Annotated in this window: 19 protein-coding genes; 1 reads left to right on the top strand and 18 read right to left on the bottom strand. The window is 63.4% G+C overall.

Annotated features, from left to right (window positions below):
• Window positions 1-573: 573 nt before the first annotated feature.
• The 15 genes from V5F26_RS08440 to V5F26_RS08370 form a co-directional block, all read right to left on the bottom strand.
• Window positions 574-1,839 (bottom strand): alpha/beta hydrolase family protein, encoded by a 1,266-nt coding sequence (locus V5F26_RS08440; protein WP_394947505.1) that lies wholly within the window; start codon window positions 1,837-1,839, stop codon window positions 574-576.
• 31 nt (window positions 1,840-1,870) lie between these two features.
• Complete coding sequence (locus V5F26_RS08435) at window positions 1,871-3,472, bottom strand: carboxylesterase family protein (protein WP_509210550.1); 1,602 nt, start codon at window positions 3,470-3,472, stop codon at window positions 1,871-1,873.
• Between the two features lie 5 nt (window positions 3,473-3,477).
• Window positions 3,478-3,864, bottom strand: coding sequence for a hypothetical protein (locus tag V5F26_RS08430; RefSeq protein WP_394947507.1), 387 nt, complete (start codon window positions 3,862-3,864; stop codon window positions 3,478-3,480).
• Window positions 3,852-4,454 (bottom strand): alpha/beta hydrolase, encoded by a 603-nt coding sequence (locus V5F26_RS08425; RefSeq protein ID WP_394947508.1) that lies wholly within the window; start codon window positions 4,452-4,454, stop codon window positions 3,852-3,854. The genes V5F26_RS08430 and V5F26_RS08425 overlap by 13 nt, the downstream gene beginning before the upstream one ends.
• Before the next feature lie 29 nt (window positions 4,455-4,483).
• Window positions 4,484-4,777: a hypothetical protein gene (locus tag V5F26_RS08420; RefSeq protein ID WP_509210549.1), complete on the bottom strand. Its 294-nt coding sequence runs from the start codon at window positions 4,775-4,777 to the stop codon at window positions 4,484-4,486.
• Window positions 4,778-5,125: 348 nt separating this feature from the next.
• The gene (locus tag V5F26_RS08415; RefSeq protein ID WP_394947510.1) at window positions 5,126-6,694 is read right to left on the bottom strand and encodes a GTPase; all 1,569 of its coding nucleotides are present in this window, start codon (window positions 6,692-6,694) and stop codon (window positions 5,126-5,128) included.
• Complete coding sequence (locus V5F26_RS08410; RefSeq protein WP_394947511.1) at window positions 6,691-7,947, bottom strand: GTPase; 1,257 nt, start codon at window positions 7,945-7,947, stop codon at window positions 6,691-6,693. Before V5F26_RS08410 ends, V5F26_RS08415 begins: the two co-directional genes overlap by 4 nt.
• A gap of 10 nt (window positions 7,948-7,957) precedes the next feature.
• Window positions 7,958-8,755, bottom strand: coding sequence for a 3-oxoadipate enol-lactonase (pcaD, locus tag V5F26_RS08405; protein WP_394947512.1), 798 nt, complete (start codon window positions 8,753-8,755; stop codon window positions 7,958-7,960).
• Window positions 8,756-8,891: 136 nt separating this feature from the next.
• Complete coding sequence (gene catA, locus V5F26_RS08400) at window positions 8,892-9,821, bottom strand: catechol 1,2-dioxygenase (RefSeq protein WP_394054823.1); 930 nt, start codon at window positions 9,819-9,821, stop codon at window positions 8,892-8,894.
• Window positions 9,822-9,900: 79 nt separating this feature from the next.
• Window positions 9,901-10,191 (bottom strand): muconolactone Delta-isomerase, encoded by a 291-nt coding sequence (gene catC, locus V5F26_RS08395; RefSeq protein WP_394947513.1) that lies wholly within the window; start codon window positions 10,189-10,191, stop codon window positions 9,901-9,903.
• Between the two features lie 141 nt (window positions 10,192-10,332).
• Window positions 10,333-11,664 carry an MFS transporter gene (locus tag V5F26_RS08390; protein WP_394947514.1) on the bottom strand — a complete coding sequence of 444 codons (1,332 nt, stop codon included), beginning with the start codon at window positions 11,662-11,664 and terminating at the stop codon, window positions 10,333-10,335.
• Between the two features lie 67 nt (window positions 11,665-11,731).
• Window positions 11,732-12,763 (bottom strand): benzoate 1,2-dioxygenase electron transfer component BenC, encoded by a 1,032-nt coding sequence (gene benC, locus V5F26_RS08385; RefSeq protein WP_394947515.1) that lies wholly within the window; start codon window positions 12,761-12,763, stop codon window positions 11,732-11,734.
• 31 nt (window positions 12,764-12,794) lie between these two features.
• Window positions 12,795-13,283 (bottom strand): benzoate 1,2-dioxygenase small subunit, encoded by a 489-nt coding sequence (benB, locus tag V5F26_RS08380; RefSeq protein WP_234051400.1) that lies wholly within the window; start codon window positions 13,281-13,283, stop codon window positions 12,795-12,797.
• Window positions 13,284-13,291: 8 nt separating this feature from the next.
• The gene (locus tag V5F26_RS08375; protein ID WP_394947516.1) at window positions 13,292-14,638 is read right to left on the bottom strand and encodes a Rieske 2Fe-2S domain-containing protein; all 1,347 of its coding nucleotides are present in this window, start codon (window positions 14,636-14,638) and stop codon (window positions 13,292-13,294) included.
• A gap of 122 nt (window positions 14,639-14,760) precedes the next feature.
• Window positions 14,761-15,945, bottom strand: a complete 1,185-nt coding sequence (locus V5F26_RS08370; protein WP_394947517.1) for a muconate/chloromuconate family cycloisomerase — start codon at window positions 15,943-15,945, stop codon at window positions 14,761-14,763.
• A gap of 164 nt (window positions 15,946-16,109) precedes the next feature.
• Between V5F26_RS08370 and V5F26_RS08365 the strand changes: the two genes are divergently transcribed.
• Window positions 16,110-17,048, top strand: a complete 939-nt coding sequence (locus V5F26_RS08365; RefSeq protein ID WP_234051404.1) for a LysR family transcriptional regulator — start codon at window positions 16,110-16,112, stop codon at window positions 17,046-17,048.
• 135 nt (window positions 17,049-17,183) lie between these two features.
• On the opposite strand, the gene benD is transcribed toward V5F26_RS08365, so the two are convergent.
• From benD to V5F26_RS08350, 3 genes are all read right to left on the bottom strand, one after another.
• Window positions 17,184-17,987 carry a benzoate diol dehydrogenase BenD gene (gene benD / locus V5F26_RS08360; protein ID WP_234051405.1) on the bottom strand — a complete coding sequence of 268 codons (804 nt, stop codon included), beginning with the start codon at window positions 17,985-17,987 and terminating at the stop codon, window positions 17,184-17,186.
• A gap of 90 nt (window positions 17,988-18,077) precedes the next feature.
• Window positions 18,078-19,430: an MFS transporter gene (locus tag V5F26_RS08355; protein ID WP_394947518.1), complete on the bottom strand. Its 1,353-nt coding sequence runs from the start codon at window positions 19,428-19,430 to the stop codon at window positions 18,078-18,080.
• Between the two features lie 467 nt (window positions 19,431-19,897).
• On the bottom strand, window positions 19,898-20,659 hold the full coding sequence (locus V5F26_RS08350) for an IclR family transcriptional regulator domain-containing protein (protein ID WP_394947519.1): 762 nt from the start codon (window positions 20,657-20,659) through the stop codon (window positions 19,898-19,900).
• Window positions 20,660-20,720 lie beyond the last annotated feature (61 nt).

Raw genomic sequence — 20,720 nt, 5'->3', positions numbered from 1 at the left:
CCGGGTACAAGACCCCACACATACGCTGAAAAATCATTATATTTCAATTATATAATATAAACAGATCGAACTCCTCTCTCTCCGCCATTTCTCTCTTTAATGTATTCAAATTGCTTGTGTTATTTGGACGCGAAGCGATTCAACCCGCCCGGTGGAGTTGCCAGGTCCTCACCAAGGGGGCCGCCGCCTTCGGGCGGGAGCCCCGCGAAGGGGTGCCTTCGCGACGGCGTTATATGCTTGCGACATGCCCTTATTTATCTCCCCTATGCCACCAATCCAGAAATCGAAAAATTATTATATATCGTCTCTCTATGCTGCATTTCCGGTTTTCCGTTCAAGGAAATATCCAGCGAATAGGCATTCTACATTTGAGTACCATCCATGCGTGGCAGTCACAAAAAGGCGCCCCGCAGGACGCACTAGGTATTGGGAAAATAGCGGGGCTCAGGCTTTGCTCCCGCTTGCGAGGCTTGGGCGGTTCAGGTCGTTTGCCCCGGACCGCGACAATCCTGATGGAGCGCTCGTTGCTGCTGATAGGAGAGCCTGAACCTTTGCCCGAGGCGAGGTCGGGCTTTAATGGAAGGTTTCATCAAGCCAGTCGAAGACCACTTGTGCCATCAGGCTGCGGTTTTCCATGACCACATGGTTGGACGCTCCCTCGGCCTCGGGCGTAACCACGACAGCCTTGCGGGCATTCGCCAGGCCGTCGATACACAGCCGGGTCTGGCGTTCGATTTCGGGGTTTTTCCGCTCGCCGCCCGCCACCACGATTAGGGCCGGCATTGTGACTTTCGCCGGATCGAAGCGGAAATCGCGGTTGGCGGCGACCAGCCCCGGAAGGTTATTGAGATCGACCCCGAACCGCCATGCGATCAATTGGCTGGTAATCCGGGCGAACGAGGACCAGCGCTCGACCACTTCGAGCGTGGCCGTGGCCACCGCCATCTGGGCAACTCCCGCGCCGGCATCGACCACGCAGTTATTCATCACCAGAGCCGAGATGCGGGGTTCCCGCTCCGCGCTCTGTCCGACGAACCCGCCGCCGCTCGAAATGCCATAGAGAGCCAGCCGCCTCGGATCGACGTCGTGTCGGGAGAGGGCATAATCGACGACCGCTTTCATCGGGGTGGCGATATCGGGCCGGAATATGCGCCCGTCCATCGGGAGCAGACCCTGGCCCGGCAGGTCGACGGTCAGGAAATTATAGCCGCGTTCAAAAGCTTGCGGGCCGATATAGAAGTACTGGTCCTCGGCGAAGGTTTCCGCACCGCCGATCATGATCAGTGTCTTCGCCGGAGCCTCGCCCGGCGCCGCCTTGCGGAAATATCCCGGCAGCACGCCGCCAGCGTAGGGAATCCCGATCGCTTCGAGCTTCGGCTCGAGCAGGGCTCCGGCCTTTTTCATCAAGGCACGGCTTCGTTCTGCGGTCGGACGGAAACGGGCATCATCGGGCAGCATTGCCACCAGTGCGAGGCGATTGGCGTAGCTGGCGCGCAGGTCCTGGTCTCGCGCACTGACCAAGTGGCCCTTCGCCAATGCCGCGGCGCCCCGCGCCTCGATCAAACTGGCCATTTTCAGCCAGGCGGCGCTCCAGCTTTGAGCGTCGCCGTCGCGGATTGTCGCGGCGGTGGCGAATGCCTCGCCGATCTCCACTCCACGGTTGACGGCGGCGCCCAGCACAAGCGAGCCGAAAACGAAATCCATCGTCGTGTCGCTGAAGCGCACCTTGATATACGAGACGTGGGGATCAACAGCAGGGTCGTCGGCCAGAACGGGCGTCGCAACGAAAACCATTGCCGCCAGAGCGATGAAGGTGGTCCGCAGGTGTCGCATCCTCATCCGGATTCCCTCAAGTAAGACCTTCCTGTGATCATCGCGTCAGGCCGAAGCGCGACACGCTGTCGATGAAGTCGCCCTGCGCCTTGTACAGCCCCTGCTCGACACGGATTTCATCGGCAAAGTCGAGACTGCGATCGCCTGCCGCCTCATAGGCCGGCCAGCTCGGCAGGCCCGGCCCGTTGGGGTCGCCGGTTCGGGCGAAATTGACCCAATAGGCCATCATCTGGTCGGAACGCGCCAGATCGAGGCTCGTATAACCTTCGCCGTCCGCCATGTTGCCGAAGACATAAGCGAGATCGACCCCATGAAAAGCGCCAAGCTCGCGCGCCCGCGCCGTATCGGGCTTGCGGGTGAAGCGGTAGAGGTAGGCGCGGCTTCCCGTGCGCTCCAGCGCCCGCGCCATGAAACGCGCCGGCACGGCGTTGACCGCCACTGAAATGAAATGGTTGATGGCGGCATGAACCTCGCCATCGCCCGCCGCCGGGAACGCCTCGAGAGCTGCATCCGCACGGTCGGCGAAGCGGGCGGTCATGAAGGCCCGATAGCGCTGAAGCGTCAGGTGCTTTTCGCCGCGCAGGTAGGTGGTGCCCTCGTCTCCGGTCGAGCCGACGATCATCGGCACATGTGGACGCGCAGGATCCAGCGCCGCCGCCGCGGGGTCGTCGGGCAGCACCGTGCCGTCGAATACCGGGGCGAAAAACAGGCCGGTATCGAAAAGGCCGGTTTTGCAGTCCGCCGCCGTCACCACCTCCATCGGCGGTTTGGCGCGCAGGCAGGCCAGCTCGTCTTTCGCGTCAGTGCAGCCCAGCCGGGCGCTCAGGGCCTTGCTCATGGCCGCGACCGCAGCCTTGTCGCCGTTGAATGTCGGATTGAGAAATTCCGAGCCGATGATCGGCCCGCCGCTCTCGGCTATGGCGCGCTGGAACAGCCCCGCTGCCGGTCCACTCAGGGTGAGGAGTGACACGGAGCGCGAGCCAGCGGACTGGCCGAACACGGTGACATTGCCGGGATCACCGCCGAACGCGGTAATGTTGCGGCTCACCCATTGGAGCGCTGCGATCTGGTCGAGCAGCCCGAAGTTTCCGGAGGCCTCGGGGGCAGGTCCATTGGCGAGCGCAGGATGGGGAAAGAAGCCGAGCGGTCCCAGGCGATAGTTGATTGTCACCACCACCACGCCCCGGCGGGCAAGGTTGGCCCCGTGATATTCCGGCTGGAATGACGCGCCGAAATTGAAGCCGCCGCCGTGGATCCACACCATCACGGGCAGTTTCACCGCGCCTGAGGCATCGGGAGTCCAAACATTGAGGGTGAGGCAATCTTCACTCGCCTGCTTTTCCAGAAGTCCGGTCTGTGGGCAGGCCGGGCCGAAAGCGGTGGCAGCGCGGGGGGCGGTCCACGCATCCGGCTGCTGCGGCGCACTCCAGCGCCGATTGCCAACCGGGGGAGCGGCATAGGGGATGCCGAGAAAGGTGTTGATCCCATCCTCTGCACGCCCCGACACCACGCCACTGTCAAGGCGGACTGTCGGCGCTCCGTCGTTACCGGCCGGCGCCGGCCCGCCGAGCGCCAGCCATGCGGCGAGGCAAGAGGCAAGGAGCGAACGAGGTCCTGCCGCTGGGACGGACGTTCCCATCGGCGTCATTTCTTGAAGACGTCGTCGAGCCAGTCGAACACCACTTGTGCCATCAGCCTGCGGTTCTCCATCATCACATGGTTGGCGGCGCCTTCATTGAGCGGCGTCACCAACCAGCTCCTTGTTGGGATGGCCAGCTCTTCCATGCGAACCGCCTGCTGGCGCCAGGTTTCCGGGTTCTGGTGTTCGTCTTCGCCGATCACCGACAGAGCCGGCACCTTCACCTTGGCCGGCTCGAAGGTGAAGCCCTTGTTGGCCGCGGCCAGCCCCGGCACATCGTCCATCGGCACGCCCCACCGCCAGGCGACGAGCTTCACCTTATTGCCGTGGAAGCCGGTAGAGGTTTCGAGCCTCTCGGCAGTGGTGGTGGCCATCGGGGTCATGGCCGCCAACAGCGCTCGACGTCGACCACGCACGAGCTCATCGCCACCGACTTGATGCGCGGATCCTGCTCGGCGGCCCGGTGGGCGAAGCCGCCACCGCCCGAACCGCCGAAGACCGCCAGTTTCGAGGTGTCGATATCCTTGCGGGCGACGAGGATGTCGACCGCCTTGGCGATGGGCGGGTTCATCGCCGGGCGAAACGTTCTGGCCACCAGCGGCAGCATCCCCAGTCCCGGCAGGTCGAGGGGCATGAAATTGTAACCGCGCTCGATCGCCTGGGGGATGATGTAGAAGATCAGGTCTTCGCCGAAGGTCTCGCCGCCACCAAGCATGAGCAGCGTCTTGTGCGGCTGGACATCATTCGCCGCCCTGGGGAAATATCCAGGCATCCTGGCGCCCTCGAAGGGAATTTCGAAAGACTCATGCGCTGTATCGACGATTTCGCCGGCTCGCTCAGCGAGATCGTATAGTTTATCTCCATTTGCGCGCATCTGCGGATCGTCCGACATCATTCCAAGGATAGCGAAGCGATAATAATTGGAAGCGCGCAGGAGCTGCTGGCGGGTGCTGCGCGTGCGGCCCTCGGAGAGCGACTTCAAGCCGCGCGCCTCCACGCGCGCTGCGGTTTTCAGCCATTCCTCCTGCCAGCTGGCGACGTCTCCGTCTTGATATTGCCGGCGGTGTGATGGACCTCTCCGGCCTCGGCACCGCCGTTGCTGATCGCACCCAGCACCACCGACCCCGAGGTGCGATCCATATCGGAATCCGCGAACTGGCCGCGCACATAGGGCGTATGCTTGTCGAATTCCTTGACGGCATCCCGCGCTTTCGTGTCCTCCGCAAGGGCATTGATGGAAAAGCACGACGCAAGCAGTCCGGCGGCTAGAAAGACGCTCGCTATCATATGACTACGATCCGTCATGCTCCCTTATAGATATCGCCTTCATTCGATTCGATACCCGAGAAGACGTCAAGAGGTGGCTCCGGGATTTTCGACAGTGGCGTCGGTGGGTCTAGCGACTGGGAACGGTGGCGATTTCGCCGCATTTCAGGAGCATTTGGACGGGCGACCGCCTGGGTAGTGGCAAGCTCATCACGTTGCTCGATGATCTTGCGCCGGAGGAGAGGTTCCGGCTGGTCTCGCCCCAAAGTCCCCACTACTCACCGAAGCTGCGCGCTTTCAGCGATTTTTGTTTCGGGCGGCTCCTGCCCACGTGATAGCCGTAGGCGAGCCCGCAGGAGCGCTAACCGGCAGCGCAGCGTCTTCGTCTCAACCGGCATTCACACGCAGCACGGTTTTCAATGTGCGCAAGTCTCGCTCATACGCGGGCACGATGCCCGCCAGATGTGCAACGGCGTTCATCAATGCCAAGATCGTTGCCCGGCATTGCTCGATCCGCGCGTCGACCCGTTCCAAGACAAGGCGACTGAGCTGTTTCTCCAGCCCGGCATAAAGGCGCGCATAATCCACGCCCACCACCTGGCGCAGCTCTCCCTCTTCGACCAACAGTTCGTCGAAGCCGAGCCCATCGTCGAGAATGATGGGCGCGGGCCCTTGGAACGAGGCCGGCAGGTAATCCGCAATATGCTCCTTTTCGGCCTGGATACAGGCGAGCCGCAGGGATTGAGACAGGTCCTCGCACACCCTGTCGACCGCGCGCGTGTCCGCGTGCCGTTCCAGCAGCTGCGCCAGGACCGGAACCACCTCGCGCCACACCGATGCAATTATTCGCTCCTGCTGCTCGGCGAGCCGCTCGAGAGCCAATCGGGCCTCCGCATTCAGGGTCTCCAGCAATGGCAGGAGGCGGGCGCGCAGCGTGCCCAGCACATGCTCTTCCTGGTGGTGCAACAAGGTTTCGGCGGGCTTGCGGCGCTTATAGGCGAGCGCCGGCTCGACAATGGCGAGCAACGCGGCGTAGAGACGCTCGAACCCGGCCTCTTCCATTCCCATCGAGGTCTGCCCGTACGACCGCGCCATGTGCACCGAAATGGACACTGGCAGCTTCAGCTGGGCGGCGCCCACCCGCATCGCGGCAAGCTTGTCCTGCGCCCGCGCCGTGACGTCGGCCTCCTGCTGCGCCCGGTTCTGCGGCGTCTTGTTTCGCAGGCCTTTGACCAATGCGCCGTCGATCTCGTCTTCCTCATAAAGGTCACTGCGCGTCACCACCGGCAGCAGTGGCTTAGTGCGTGCCAGCTCGCGGCCCAGGTCCTCCAGTTCCTGCACCTGGCCCGGCGCGGCCGAGCTTGTGAGCCACAGCACACAGTCGGCACTATCCGTGAAGCGCTGGGTCAGCTCCGCATTGTCCGGCGTCACCGAGTGCAGCCCGGGCGTGTCCAGCAGCAGCAGCTTTGCCCCTAGGCGCACCCCCTGGAGCCGCGCGGTGGTTTCGGTCGCGCCCTCCCTGAAGGGCTCTTGCGTGTCCACGATGCGCCCGTCGTCGAGGTGGAAATAGCCCACGGCCTTGCCCTCGGCCGCGAAACGCTCCGCCAGGAAATTGCAGAACGAGCTTTTGCCCGCGTTGAACGTGCCGAACACCAGCAGGATGGCATGATCCTCAAAGGCGTGGGCCAGTGCCTGGGCCGGCTGCAGATCCACCCATTGCCCTGCCCAGGCGGCTATGCTGTCCTTCAACAGACGATTGACGGCATCGGCCTGCCGGGCGAGCGTGCTGCCGTCCCGCAGGCCATCGCGGTTCAAGCCGGCGGTGTCCAGGTCACGGGTCAAGTGGCCAAATCGATCGGTCAGTTTTCGCAGGATCGCTTCCAGATCCTGCTCGAAGAAGTCGAGGGCGTCGACCTCAGACATGAAGCGGTATTCGTGGTTTGTGTCCGCTTTCATGCGCCGGTTTCCAGAGTCTCTAAGGCCATGACTGCACGCTCCATCGCCTTCAGCTCGATCTCGCTCAAGGCGATTTTCGCCCTCAGGACGGTGCTGGCTTCCGACAGCTCGAAATATCGAGTGAATTCTCCCTGCAGCCTCTCCCGGCCCGGGGCTTCGCAGAACATGCGGCGCAGATCATTGCGGAATTTCACTGATACACCCATCACCGCAACCATCACGGTGTTGAGGCTGCCGGCGGCTGTCTGCTGTTCCTTCGGCAGACCGCTCACCCCCTGGCCGATAAGGAAACTGTCGATCTGGATGCAGGCGCGGGAATAGCCGATCTGGATGCGCGCCCGCTCCAGCTTAGCCTCAGTCGTCTTGTACTTGTCCTGCGCGGTATCGGGGATCAGGGCATAATCGGGAATGGGTGCATTCACGACCTCCTCGATCTCTCGCCCGACCTTCGCGAACACGGCATCGAGCCCTTCTTTGAAGTTCTGCAGCAGGCGCTGCTGCTTCTGCCGCAGTGCGGCCAACTCCTGCTCCCGACGCACGGAAAGCTGCTGTAGCTCTTCGCGAATCTCGGTGAAAAGCAGGCCGGTTTCGTGGGATCTCGCCGCCGGCACGCGGGCCAGGGCCTCATCCAGCGCCGTGCGAAGGGACGGCATCCCGCTCTTTTCAACCAGCAGCGTCTTGCCAGCCTCGACGCCATGGCGATGGCGCGTCGCCGAGACGACGTGCGGGGCGATATGCGGCACCTGAATCGTGAGGGCCTGAAGCACGCTCGCGAGCTCGCCGTCATCAGCCAGCTGGTCGATCTGAGAGAGCACGAACAGAACCTGGCGCCGCGTGCGCTGCTCATCCGCACACAGCTCCTCCAGCAAGCGCCGTTCCGTCTCGTCCAGCTCACCTTGCTTGGCGGTGTGCACGAACAGGCGAATATCCGATTTCAGCCATGCGGCTTGCAGGGCCTGCCGATCATCCTCATTGGCCACGTCCGCGTCCAGCCCCGGGGCGTCGAGCCAGCGCACGCCATGGCTGAGGTGTTGGGACAATGTGGTGGTCTGGCGTTTGTCGGCCACGACAAAGACGTCGCGGCTCACCAGCTCATTCAACAGGCGGCTTTTGCCATGGTTGTACTTGCCGATGACCGTAACGATAGGCTCGCCGTCCTGTGCCAGCTCCTGCAAACGGGCAAGGTCATGCGCCCGGCCGGGCAATATGGCCAGGATATCCCGCCGGGCCTCGTCCCCGCTTCGTGCGCTCATGGCCGGCTCCTCAATCCTGCAGGAATTCGAGCAGCGCCTCGTTGAACGCCCGCGCCGATTCCAAATTGACGATGTGCCGTCCCGGCAGCGAGAGGTGACAGCCGCTCTGGACGTGGTCGGCGATGTCTTGGAGATCTGATGGGGGGCACACGGGATCGTCGTCGCCGGAAATGGCGAGGACAGGATTGCAAATCGCGCCGATCTCAGGCCGCAGGTCCGCTTCCGCCAGGGCCGCGCAGCAGCCGTTATAGCCCTTGGGATCGACTTTCGTGAACGTCTCCAGAATGCCTGCGGTGAGCGCCGCGTGCTCCGCATTGAATCGAGGTGTGAACCATCGCTCGGCGGTGGCCGGCACCAGGGGCGCGAGGCCGCTCGTCTTCACGGCGGCGATGCGCGCCGCCCAGCCCTCGGCATCGCCGATCTTCGCTGCTGTCGCGCACAGCACAATCTTGCCGAGCCGGTCTCCCGCGTGGAGGCCCAACCATTGGCCGGTGAGGCCACCGATGGACAAGCCGCAGAAATGGGCGCGCTCGATCTTCAGAGCGTCCAGCAGCGCCAATGCATCTCCGCCCAGATCGCCAATGGAATAGGGGCCGGGTGGGGTGCCCGATTGGCCGTGACCGCGACAGTCATAGCGCAGCACCCGAAAACGCCCAGCCATCGCCGCCGCCTGCGGGTCCCACATCCGCAGGTCGGTGCCGAGCGAGTTGCAGAACAAGATCCAGGGCAAGGCCCGGTTCGCCGCGTCGCCATCGATGCGATAGTGCAGCCTGTGGCTCGGCAATGCGAGAAATGCGTCTTCGGACATGCCATGGCTTTCGATTATTGCGGCAACATCGTTCCGGTCGCTCAGCCGCGCCTGATGACCCAGGCCAGCCGGCGACCGCGTTTGGGTGGCCCCGACGAGATCGGCGGCAGCTAAGAGCGCTGCCGCCGGATCACGCTCAGGCCGCCGCGCGGGCGCGCTCGACGACTTGGTTGTCCTTGCCGCCGACCAGAGCCGTCAATTCGATGTTGAACTCGATGTCCCGATAGGCGTCCTCGTCGAAGCCGACCGCACGGCCGTCATTCTTGTCCACCACGTGCGGCACCAGCCCTTCGCGGGTGGCGAAGGCAAAGTCGTCCCAGGTCAACGGATCGCCCTCGATATTGAACTGCGTCGTCAGCTTGCGGAACTTGTCCGTGGTGACGAAGTAGTGCACATGCGCCGGGCGATTGCCGTGGCGGTTGAGCTGGTTCAACAGGGTCTGGGTCGCCCCCGAAGGCGGGCAACCATAGGACGCCGGCATCCTGGTCAGAACTTCGTACGTGCCGTCCGCCGCGGTTCGGATCGCACCGCGCAGGTTGAACTCGCTCTGCCGGCCGGTGGGATCGAAGTGCGAGTAGAAGCCCTTGGAATCGGAGTGCCAGATTTCGACAAGCGCTCCAGCGACCGGAGCACCATCCGGCCCGGTGACCCTGCCATGGATGTGCAGCGGCACGGTATCCGGATCAGGGTTTTTGTCGAGGCGGGCCTTGCCTTCCATCACCGGCGCGCCGGCCACATAGAGCGGGCCTTCGATGGTGCGCGGCGTGCCCCCGGAGATACCGAGAGCCTTGTCCTCGGCATCGAGGCGCATGTCGATATAGTGCTCCAGGCCGACGCCGGCCGCCAGCAGCGCGGCTTCGCCGTCGGCGCCGAGCTTGTTGATGTAATTAATGCCCGTCCAGATCTCGTCCGGCGTCAGGTCAAGATCTTCGATCATCTTGAACAGGTCGGACAGGATGCGGTGCACCACCAGCTTCGCCCGCGCGTTGCCACCGGCGCCGTCGAGATTGGCCACCACGCGCAGGAAATCCTGAACCTCTTTACCACTGAAAATATTAACGCTCATCTGTTGTTTCCTCCACTTCCTTTTTGACGGTACGGCTTGAGAAAAGCCACGCAAAGCCCCGGGTGTTTATTTCAGTTTTTCAGGTGTCGTCATCGCGGACCGACGAGGCGTGGCGACAGAGCGGCGTCACCAGAATCTTCATGTAGGGAAACAGCGGCAGACCCGTGAGGATCTCATGCAGCGCTGAATTGCTTTCTACATCGAATATACTGTAGTTCGCGTATTCGCCCGCGATGCGCCAGATATGACGCCATGCGCCGCTGCGCTGAAGCTCTTGCGAATAGGCCTTTTCACGCTGCTTCAGCTGCGCTGCCACCTCCTCCGGCATGTCGAGCGGGATGTTCACGTCCATTCTCACATGGAAAAGCATTGCTGCCATTTCTCCTGTTGATCTATGCGAATTCGATCCTTTGATCGTGGCTGCTCGCCCCGCTCTCGCCCCATCCGGCTCGCCGCCCTCAGGCGTCGCCGCGCTCCGGGCGCGGAGGACCTCCGCGCCCCTGCTACGGCGCTATGCCGGGACCACCTGCAAGGCGGCGGCACGGCGGGCATTGCTGGCGGCGAACACCAGCATGGCGAGCGTGGAGAGCACCGCGGGAATGGCGAAGATCAAGAAATTCTGCTGCAGCGGCAGCTCCTGCGCCAGAAGCACCCCGCCCAGCGTCGGCCCCACGATGGCACCGATGCGCCCGACGCCCGACGCCCAGCCGAGGCCCGTGGACCGCACTGATAGATTGTAGAGCTGCGCTACGCTGGCATAGAGCAGGATCTGCGTGCCGATGGTCGTGGCGCCGGCGATGAAGACCATGAAGAACAGCAGTGCCGGCGGCAGCCCGAACCCGATGAGTGCGATGGAGACCGAGGCAGCGGCGAAGAAGCCCACCACCACCTTCGGCAGGCCGAACTGATCCCCCAGCCGACCGCCGAGGATGGCACCGAGCATGCCGCCGAAATTGAGCGAGAACAGGCTCAAAAGGCTCGCCTTCTCGGCATATCCCACTTCCTGCAATACCTTGGGCAGCCAGGACGAGAGCAGGTAGACCAGCAGCAGGCAGCAGAAGAACGACGCCCACAACATCAGGGTGCTCACCGCCCGATGATGGCGGAAGAGTTCCACCACCGAGGCCGAGACGCCCTTGGTTTCAGTGAAAACCAGCTCGTCATTGGCGTCGAGGCCCTGGGACGGTGCGATGCGGGCATAGATCCGGCGAGCCTCGTCCTGCTTGCCCTGGCGGATCAGGAAGCCCAGAGATTCAGGCAGCTTCCACAAGATAAGGGGAATCATCGCAAGCGGAAATGCCGCAATGAAGAACATCGACTTCCAGCCGAATTGCGGGATCAGGCTGATGCCGAGGCCCGCTGCAACCATGCCACCCACTGAATAGCCCGAGAACATCACGGCCACCATGGTGCTGCGTAGACGCTTGGGCGCGTATTCGTTCATCAGCGCCACGGCATTCGGCATCAGGCCGCCGCAACCGAGGCCGGCCACGAACCGGAACATCGCGAATTCAGTCGGAGAATTGGCGAAGCCGGCCAGGAGCGTCGACAAAGTGAACAGCAGGAAGCTGATGGCAATGCCCTTCTTGCGCCCGATCTTGTCCGCTAGCGGACCGAAGATGAGGGCACCGAACATCATCCCGAACAGGGCCCAGGCCTGAAGGGCGCCAGCCTCTGGCTTGCTGAGCCCCCATTCCTTCATGAGCGCCGGCAAGACCGTGCCTGCGACGAAGACGTCATAGCCATCGACGACCAGCAGCGCGCCGCAGACGATGGCCACCATCCACTGGAATCCCCCAAAGGGGACGGAATCGACCACCTCGGTCACATCGATTTTTTTCATGGTTTCCTCCCCGGAGGGTTTTTGCATTTTTGTATTTTGAGGTTCTTATCGCCGTAGATCTTGCGCGCTATGCGCTTTCCTTCAGCGGCACATTCGGCGTGAATTTTTCATAGTAAAAGCTGTTCGGCTCGACGCCGTTGGCATCAAAATATTGCCGCACCGCATCCACCATGGGCGGGGGGCCGCACAGATAGACGTCGGGGTGGGCCGTGCGGAGCATGTCTTCCGGCATGTATTGCGTCACCCAGCCCTTGCGCGGATGTTGCGAGGACTCGTCCGCCACCACCGTAGTGAAGCTGAAGTTCGCCAGCCGCGCGGTATAAGCCTCCACGGCGTCCGCCAGGACGAGATCAATATCACGCGTCACGCCGTAGATGAGGTGGATCTTCTGCTGGGAGCCGCCGCGGGCGAGCACCTCGAGCATCGACAAAAAAGGCGCAAGGCCAGTACCGCCGGCGAGCATGAGAAGCGGCCGCTGCACCTCTCGCAGATAAAAGCTCCCGAACGGTCCGGTCAGGTTCAGCTTGTCGCCGGGCTTTGCTTCGGCCAGCCAGCCGCTCATCACCCCGCCTGGGATCATCTTGATCAGAAAGGAGATCTGCTGGTCGCCGGGGGCCGAGGAGAAGGAATAGGAACGGCTGCGGCCCGTACCGGGAACGTCGATATTGACATATTGGCCCGGCAGAAAGGCCAGCGCAGGCGCGCTGGGGGGAAGGTCCAGATCGAGCACGATCGCGGAGTCGTTATGACGGGTCACCTGGGCGACCGTGGTTGAGAAGGTCTCCTGCCCGGTCTTGCAGACGAGCGAGCTCACGGGGACGTTGATGACGCAGTCGCTCGAGGGGGTCATCTGGCAGGTCAGCACCAGCCCCTCTGCGGCCTCGTCCTCGGTCAGCGCGTCCTCGATATAATCGGTGCCGAGATCGTAAGTGCCGCTTTCCGCGCGGCACTTGCAGGTGCCGCAGACGCCGTCGGAGCAGTCCATCGGCAGATTGATCTTGGCACGGAAGGCCGCGTCGAGCACCTTTTCACCGGCTTTACAGTCGATAAAACGGGTCACCCCGTCTTCGAAATTCAGTGCGATCCTGTAGCTGGACATGGAACACTCCCTAGCTCCGCAGCGACACCCATCACACGTGATAGATGTCGATAACCTGGCGGATGTAGTCGTTCTTGAGGACGATCTTCTTGTTTGAAATGAGCAGTTGGCCGGCGACGTCACGCAAGGTCACGAATGCAGTACCGAAGAACTGGTCAGTGACCTTGTACCGGTGGCTCAGGGTGAGGAAATTGTAGCGAAAATCCGCCTCCTCGCTCCGCGTCGCGAGCAGTTCGACGTTACTGACGTAATGACTCGTGCGCGGTTCCGGCATGGAGGCGCTGGAGCGCTCGGTCTTGATGCGGAAGACCCGATCCTCAAGGCCGTCGCGGTTAGGATAGTAGATCAGGGAGATCTGCGATTGCGGATCTTCCGTGAGCTTGTCATCGTCGTCCCACGCCGGCATCCAATAGGTGACGTCCGGCGCATAGCAGGCGAGCCATTCATCCCAGGCGCGATCATCCAGCAGCCGGGCTTCGCGATAGAAAAGGGCCTGAGCGGCTTCGGAGGAGATGCTCATCGGTCTGCTCAGTTCTTCTCTGCGGAGAGCGCGTCGCGCATCACCTTGGCCCAGTATTCGTGCTGACGAACGAACAGTCCTTCGTCCTCGCTGCGCTCGCCGGACAGCAGCGGATGAAGGCCCATGCGCCTGGCATTGTCGTCGGGCCCCTCGATCCACAAAGGTGCGCCACGGGACAGATCGTTCCAGGGCGCGGCGATGCCGGCATAGCCCGCCTGGCAGGCGCGGAATTCTTCAAGGTCATCGGCCGTGCCCATGCCGGACACATTGAAGAAATCCTCGTATTGGCGAATGCGGGTGGCCCGGTCCTGCGCGCTTTCGCCCTTGGGAGCGAAGCAGAAAATGCTGATCTCGGTCTTGTCGACGCTGATGGGGCGGGTCACGCGGATCTGCGTGCTGAACTGGTCCATCAGGAAGACATTGGGATAGATGCACAGATTGCGGGTCTGGTTGACGATGAAGTCCGCTTTGTCCGCGCCGACGCGGGCGGCGATCTCGTCGCGATGTCCATAAACAGGGCGGACCTCGGGATTCATGGTGTTGGTCCACAAAAGGATGTGGCCATTCTCGAACCCGTAGACGCCGGCGACGGAACGGCTCCAGCCATTGGCGTCGACCGCCTTGGTACCCTCTTCCTTGCGGCGTCCCATGGTGGCCGCATAGTTCCAGTGAACGGAGCTGACGTGATAACCGTCGCAGCCGTTCTCCATCTGCAGCTTCCAATTGCCGTCATAGATGTAGGACGAGTTGCCGCGCACCACTTCGAGCCCATTCGGAGCCTGGCTGACGATGTGGTCGATGATGGTCTTCGTTTCGCCGAGATGATCCTCGATCGAGGAGACATCCTCCTTCAGGCTGGCGAACAGGAAGCCACGATAGTTCACAAAACGCGGCACGCGCTTGAGATCGTGAGATCCGTTCTGACCGAACTGGGGCGGATATTGGGTGGTCTTCTCGTCCTTCACCTTGAGCAGCTTGCCGGTGTTGGAGAAGCTCCAGCCGTGGAAGGGGCAGGTGAACGTGCTCTTGCTGCCGTGCTTGCGCCGGCACAGCATGGCGCCGCGATGGGAACAGGCATTGATAAGCGCGTGGAGCTCGCCGGCCTTGTCGCGGGTGACGACCACCGGCTGGCGGCCGATATAGGTGGTGTAATAATCGCCCTTCTCGGGGATCTGGCTTTCGTGAGCAAGGTAGACCCAATTGCTCTCGAAGATGTGCTTCATCTCCAGCTCGAAGAGCTCTTCATTCGTGAAGATATCGCGGCGGCAGCGGAAGACACCGGCTTCCTTGTCGTCCTGCACGGCGTTTGCCAGCAGATCGTCGAGATCGGCGGGTTTTTCAGCGATGGCGGACATGGCTTTCCCTCCCTAAATGGAGCGCTTCAACCGGTGGCGGGATGGGGGACCTGCAGCACAAGCCCCTCAGAGTTTCACCCGCATCTGGTGTGCGCGGCTCGTTGGCCTTCTTGTTCTGGTCGTCAAAGAGCCACGCTGGTGGCGGTGCGGATCTTGTCGCGGCTAAAGAATGCCACGCGGTCGTCATCAAGCTCGATGCCGAGCCCCGGCCCACGCGGAACCGTCAGCTCGAAGTCGCTATAGTCGAGCGGCTGGGCCAGGATTTCCTCGGTCAGGAGCAGGGGGCCGAACAGTTCGGTGCCCCATTGCAGATTGGCGAAAGTGGAGAAGAGCTGGGCCGAAGCGATGGTGCCCACCGCGCCTTCCAGCATCGTTCCGCCATAAAGGCCGATGCCCGCTGCATCGGCGATGGCCGCCACACGCTGCGCATTGAACAACCCGCCGCTCTGCTCGATCTTGACGGCAAACACATCGGCGCCGGCGGTCTTGGCGATTTCGAATGCCGTCTCCGGCCCGTGCAGGGACTCGTCCGCCATCAGCGCCACCGGAAAGCGCCGCACCAGCCGCCCCAGCGCCGAGGCGGAGGCGACCGGCTGTTCGACCAGCTCGCAACCGGCATCAGCCAACGCCGCCATGCCGTAAGCCGCCTGGGCTTCGCTCCAGGCCATGTTGACGTCGACGCGCACCGCACCGCGGCTGCCCAAAGCGCGCTTGATGGCCGCCACATGGGCCACGTCGGCGCTGGGCGTGCGCGCACCGATCTTTAGTTTGAAGATATTGTGCCGGCGGAGCCCCAGCATCTTTTCCGCCTCCGCGATATCCTTGCCGGTATCGCCGGATGCAAGGGTCCAGGCCACGGGGAGGCGATTGCGGAGCCGACCGCCCAGCAGCTCGCTGATCGGCAGGCCGAGCCGCTTGCCGTGGGCGTCGAGCAGGGCGGTTTCCACCGCGCATTTCGCGAAGCGGTTTTCCTTGATCATCTTGCCGATGCGCGCAGTGAGCGCGCGCACCGCGGTGGCATCCTGCCCCACCATCAGGGGTGCGAAATAGGTGTCGATGGCAAGCTTCATGCCTTCGGGGCTCTCGCCGCCATAGGCCAGCCCGCCGATCGTGGTCCCCTCGCCGATGCCGACGATCCCGTCGCTGCAGTGAATCTTCACCAGCATCAGGGTCTGGCCGTTCATGGTCGCGACCGACAACTTGTGCGGCCGGATGGTCGGCAGGTCGACGAGCATGGTCTCCACCCGCTCGACCACGGGGCCGAGGGGCGAAGCTGTGGAGATGACGTGTGCAAAGGTGGCGCTCATGGGAACACCTTGCGACGGGGACCGGCCGGACGTCCAAAACCTTTTACGTTTCCAATTATGCGTATAAGGTATGAAAGACGAAAAAATAACGATATTCTGTGCCTTGCCGCGACGCAACATACCAAAATCGATGGAAACTTTTATGCCAAGGGAGGGCTGCGGCCATGGATCTTCGCCAGCTTCGCTACTTCACTGCCGTCGCTCGCGAGCGCAGCTTCACGCGCGCGGCTCAGCTGCTGAACATCGCCCAGCCGCCTTTGAGCCGACAGATCCAGTCGTTGGAGGAAGAGCTGGGCGTGGCCCTTCTCATCCGCAACAGCCGGCCCGTGCGCCTGACAGAAGCCGGCCGCTTGTTCTACGAGCAGTCGCTGCAGGTTCTCGGGCGCGTCGAGCAAATGCGAGCGGCGACGCGACGCGTGGGGCTAAACCAGAACAGTGTGCTGTCCATCGGCTTCGTGGCCTCCACCCTTTACGGCGGACTGCCGTCGCTGGTGCGCAAGCTGCGCCAACGGGCGCCGGAGACTGAGATCCAGGTGCTGGAAATGGCCTCCGTGCAGCAGATTCCGGCGCTGAAGGAAGGGCGCATCGACATCGGCTTCGGCCGCATGCATCACGCGGACGCGAGTGTCGTGGGTATTGTTCTGCGGGAAGAGCGCCTGGTGGTGGCGATCCCCAAGGGCACCCCCCTCGCGCAGGAACACGGCCCCCTGCCGGTCGGCGCCCTGACGGGTGAGCGGGTCATCGTTTATCCCAAGGAGCCGCGGCCGGGATACGCGGACCATGTGCTCAACCTGCTGCATGGCCACGGCGCCCGGCCGGCGGAGGTGCAGGAGGTTCGTGAACTCCAGACCGCTTTGGGGCTGGTCGCCGCGGAGGCGGGCCTGTGCATCATTCCCTCATCCGCACAACAGATGCGGTCGGATGTGCATTACCGGCTGCTGGAAGGCGAGCGGACGAACTCGCCGGTGATCCTGTATCACAGGGTCGGTGACAACTCGGTCCAGATCAATCTCGTCAAGGACCTGATCCAGGAGATGTATGCGGAGAACCCGCCGTGGCTCAGTGGCGAGCACAATCTCGCCACGCGCCCGTCTTTCACCTGAGCCACTCGTTCTAGGCTCGCACTCGCGCCCCCTGCCCTCCCGCGCAGGCGAGAGAGGAAGCTGCTGGGTAAGAGGGCTGAGGTCGCGGCCGATGTGACGGGCTTGGCCTCGCGCCTTCATTGAGATCGACCAGATCTAGCCCTGATCGCCGCCGCCGACCGGCAGGACGGTTCCGGTGATGTAGGACGCCTCCTCGGAGGCGAGGAACAGGATTGCCGCAGCGATCTCGCGCAATTCGCCGTATCGCTTGAGATGGGTGGAGTCGAGGGTCTGGTCGACAACTTCTTGCATCCAGCTCTTGTCCTGTTCGGACAAGGGATCGGTTCCACGGGGAACACGGCGCGGCGGGGCGCTGACGCCGCCGGGAGCAACGGCGTTCACGCGGATGCCCGTGCCCGCGAGCTCGAAGGCGAGGGAAACCGTGAGCGCGTTCACGCCCCCCTTGGCGGCGGAATAAGGCAGCCGGTTGATGCCCCTGGTGGCGACCGACGACACGTTCACAATGGTGCCGTGGCCCTGTTCCAGCATATGGGGCAAAGCGGTGCGGCAGCCCCACAGGGTGGGGAACAAGGAGCGGCTGATTTCCGCGGTGATCTGGCGCTCGTCAAACTCCTGGAACGGCTTCATCCAGATCGCGCCGCCCACATTCGTCACCAGGACATCGATCTTGCCGAACGCCGCCTTGGCGCGCGCCATGACGGACGCGTTGCCGGCATAGGTTTCGAGATCCTCCACCATGGCGACGGCGCGGCCGGCCCCATGGGCGGCGTTAATGGCGCTCGCCACCTCGTCGACGATGGGCGAGCGGTCGACCAGCAGCAGGCTGGCGCCGTCCTCCGCGGCGTCGAGCGCCACCTGCTTGCCCACGCCCTGTGCCGCGCCGGTGACGACCAAGCTCTTGCCCTCGAAGCGCCGGGGGCGGCTGCTCTGATCTGACACGCGTATCTCCCTTCCTGTGCTGTCTCGTTGAGTTCGTCGCCGACGGATCGGGCGCGTTTTCCGGCCCGATCCGCTTCACTCGACAAGCCGCTAGTGGGTGACCACGGGCACGGCGGCTTCGTCGCTGTCGGAGCGGCGCACCCTCAAGGTGGCGAGCGCGGCCACGGCGAGGGGGATAGCCAGGGCGATGAAGTATCCCGACGGCCCGGCACCGGACAGCAGCTGCCCGCCAATGGCCGACCCCACAATGGCGCCCGAACGCCCGATGCCGATGCCCCAGCCCGTGGCGGTGGCGCGCAGCTGGGTGGGATAGGCGTTGGCGATCAGATAGTTGAGCACCAGCTGCTGGCCGCCGATGCCAAACCCGGCCACGGCGATCAGGGTGAACACCACCGGCCAGCGGTCTCCCGCCAGCCCCAGGCCGATGGCCACGGCGATGCCGACCATGAACATGACCATGAGCAGCTTGCGCGGATCAACCTTGGGCAGCAGCGAGGACAGGGGCAGCGCCATGAGGATGAAGGCGGCGTTGACCACCACCGTGCCATAGGCGGCGTGGGCCTTTTCCAGGCCCAGGGTCGTCAGCGCCGTGGGCAACCACTGGAGCAGGAGGAACCAGGCGATCCAATTGAAGAGATAGATGGCCGAGATCGCCAGGGTAACGCCACGATAGCGCGCCTCGAACAGGCCGGCGATGGAGCCGCCGTGCTCCACATCAGCGGGGCTCACCAGCTGCACGTCGCGGGCAATGGCCTGGCCGGTCATCTGCTCCAGCAGGCGCCGGGCCTGGTCCTGTCCGCGCATGTCCTTGCGGGAAACGAGGTAAGCGGGAGATTCCGGCAGGAGGAAATAGATGACCACCATGAGTGCGAGGGGCACGGCGCCGCCGAGCAGGAAGATGCCGCGCCAGCCCAGGAGCGGCAGCCAGCTCGCCGCGATCAGCCCGCCCAGCATGGCGCCCGCGGGCAGGCCCAGCAGCACGCCGGTGAGCATGAGGCCCCGCTTCGATGCGGTGCTGTACTCACCCGCCAATGCCAGCACCGAGGGCGTCGCGCCGCCCATGCCGAGGCCGATGAGGAAGCGCAGCACGATGATCTGCGTGGGTGAGGTGGCATACGCGCCGGCAAGCGAGAACAGGCCGAACAGGAACACCGCGATCAGGATCGCCTTGCGGCGGCCGAACCGGTCGCCGAAGCTTCCCAGCCCCATGGCGCCGATGGCCATGCCGATGATGCTGGCGGTGATGACCCAGGTCATGTCCGCCGGGGTCATGTGGAAGTCCTGGGCGATCGCCGGGCCGATGAAGGCGATGGACTGGGTATCGAAGCCGTCGAGCAAAGCGATGACGAAGCACAGGCCGACGACTGCCCACCTGCGGCCTGTCATGGATCCCGCATCGATGATCTGCTTCACATCCCGCGTCAGCGGAAGACTGTTTGGCATCGGGGCATTTCCTCAGAGGTTTCTTGGTTCTTGAAAGCTATTGGCGGCGTTTCACCACGCGCGCCGGGGGGCTGCTTAAGTCTCGGCGTCGCCCCCTCGCGGCTGCTGCGGGAGGGGCGGGCACGGCACATGCCCGCTTGCCATGCCCTTCGCGGAAGAGGCGCGGGGGCGGTGGCGCGCGGCATCGGCCATGGAACTGGCCGTGGAATTGGCCCGACAAAAGACCGGCATGACCCTTTCCGACGCTGGCTGAAGTGATCCAGGAAGGAGCGCTTGTGATGCCGGTGAAAAGGCAACAGCTCCCAGCTTCAGGCTATACCGGCCCTCTCGCCTGATCTAAGATCAACTCGGTATAATTTGATACCGGACGAGTATATTGCGCTGAAGTCTCGTCTTGTCGCACTCGTCTTATCGCACACGCAGCGGTGGAAATTGTGCATCGCAATAGAAATATTGCATAGCGGCGACTAGCGCAGGATTTTCCTGATCTCTCCCTGAACGCGGCGCAAGGCGGGAAGATATTTCGTGACCAGGGTTTCGGCCTCCCCGCCGACCACCGGCAGCCCCAGATTGAGCGCCGCGACCGTGACGCCCCGCGCATTGAGCAGGGGCACAGCGATGGAGCGCAGGCCCAGCTCCACCTCCTGGTCGATCACCACATAGCCCTCCTCGCGGGCCAGCCGGAGCCGGGCCATGATGGTCTGCGGAGCGGTCAGGGTGTGGGGGGTGCGGGCCACCAGCGGGCGCAGGGACAGGCGCCGCAGCGCTTCGGCTTCCGGCAGCGCCGCCAGCAGCACCCGGCCCATGGAGGTGCAATAGGCCGGCAGGCGCGAGCCCGGCATGAGGGCGATGGACATCACCTTGCGCTGGGCCGCCCGCGCCACATAGACGATCTCGTCCTCGTCCAGGATGGAGACGGAGGTGCTCTCCTCCAGCTCTGCGGAGAGCAGGTCAAGCCAGGGCTGCACCACCTGTGGCAGGGGCATGGCGGCAAGGCAGGCGGTGCCCAGCCGCAGCACGCGCGGGGTGAGGGTGAAGAATTTGCCGTCATAATCCGCATAGCCCAGATGGGCGAGGGTCAGCAGGCAGCGCCGCGCCGTCGCCCGGTCGAGCCCGCTCGCCTCCGCCACCTCGGTGATGGACTGGCGCGGGCGCTCGGCCGTGAAGGTCTCGATCACCGCCAGCCCCTTGGCGAGGCCGCCCATGGTGTCCCGTTGGCTGATGCTCATTGCGCTGCCCTTCGGCCTGTCTGTTCTGTGCGATATGTCAACAAATAAGCTATATCGCACA

Source organism: Xanthobacter variabilis (assembly GCF_043831965.2).
In the GTDB taxonomy this organism is placed as follows: Bacteria; Pseudomonadota; Alphaproteobacteria; order Rhizobiales; family Xanthobacteraceae; genus Xanthobacter.
The sequence above is the reverse complement of the archived record's forward strand: the minus strand, read 5'-3'. Positions and strand labels throughout refer to the sequence as shown.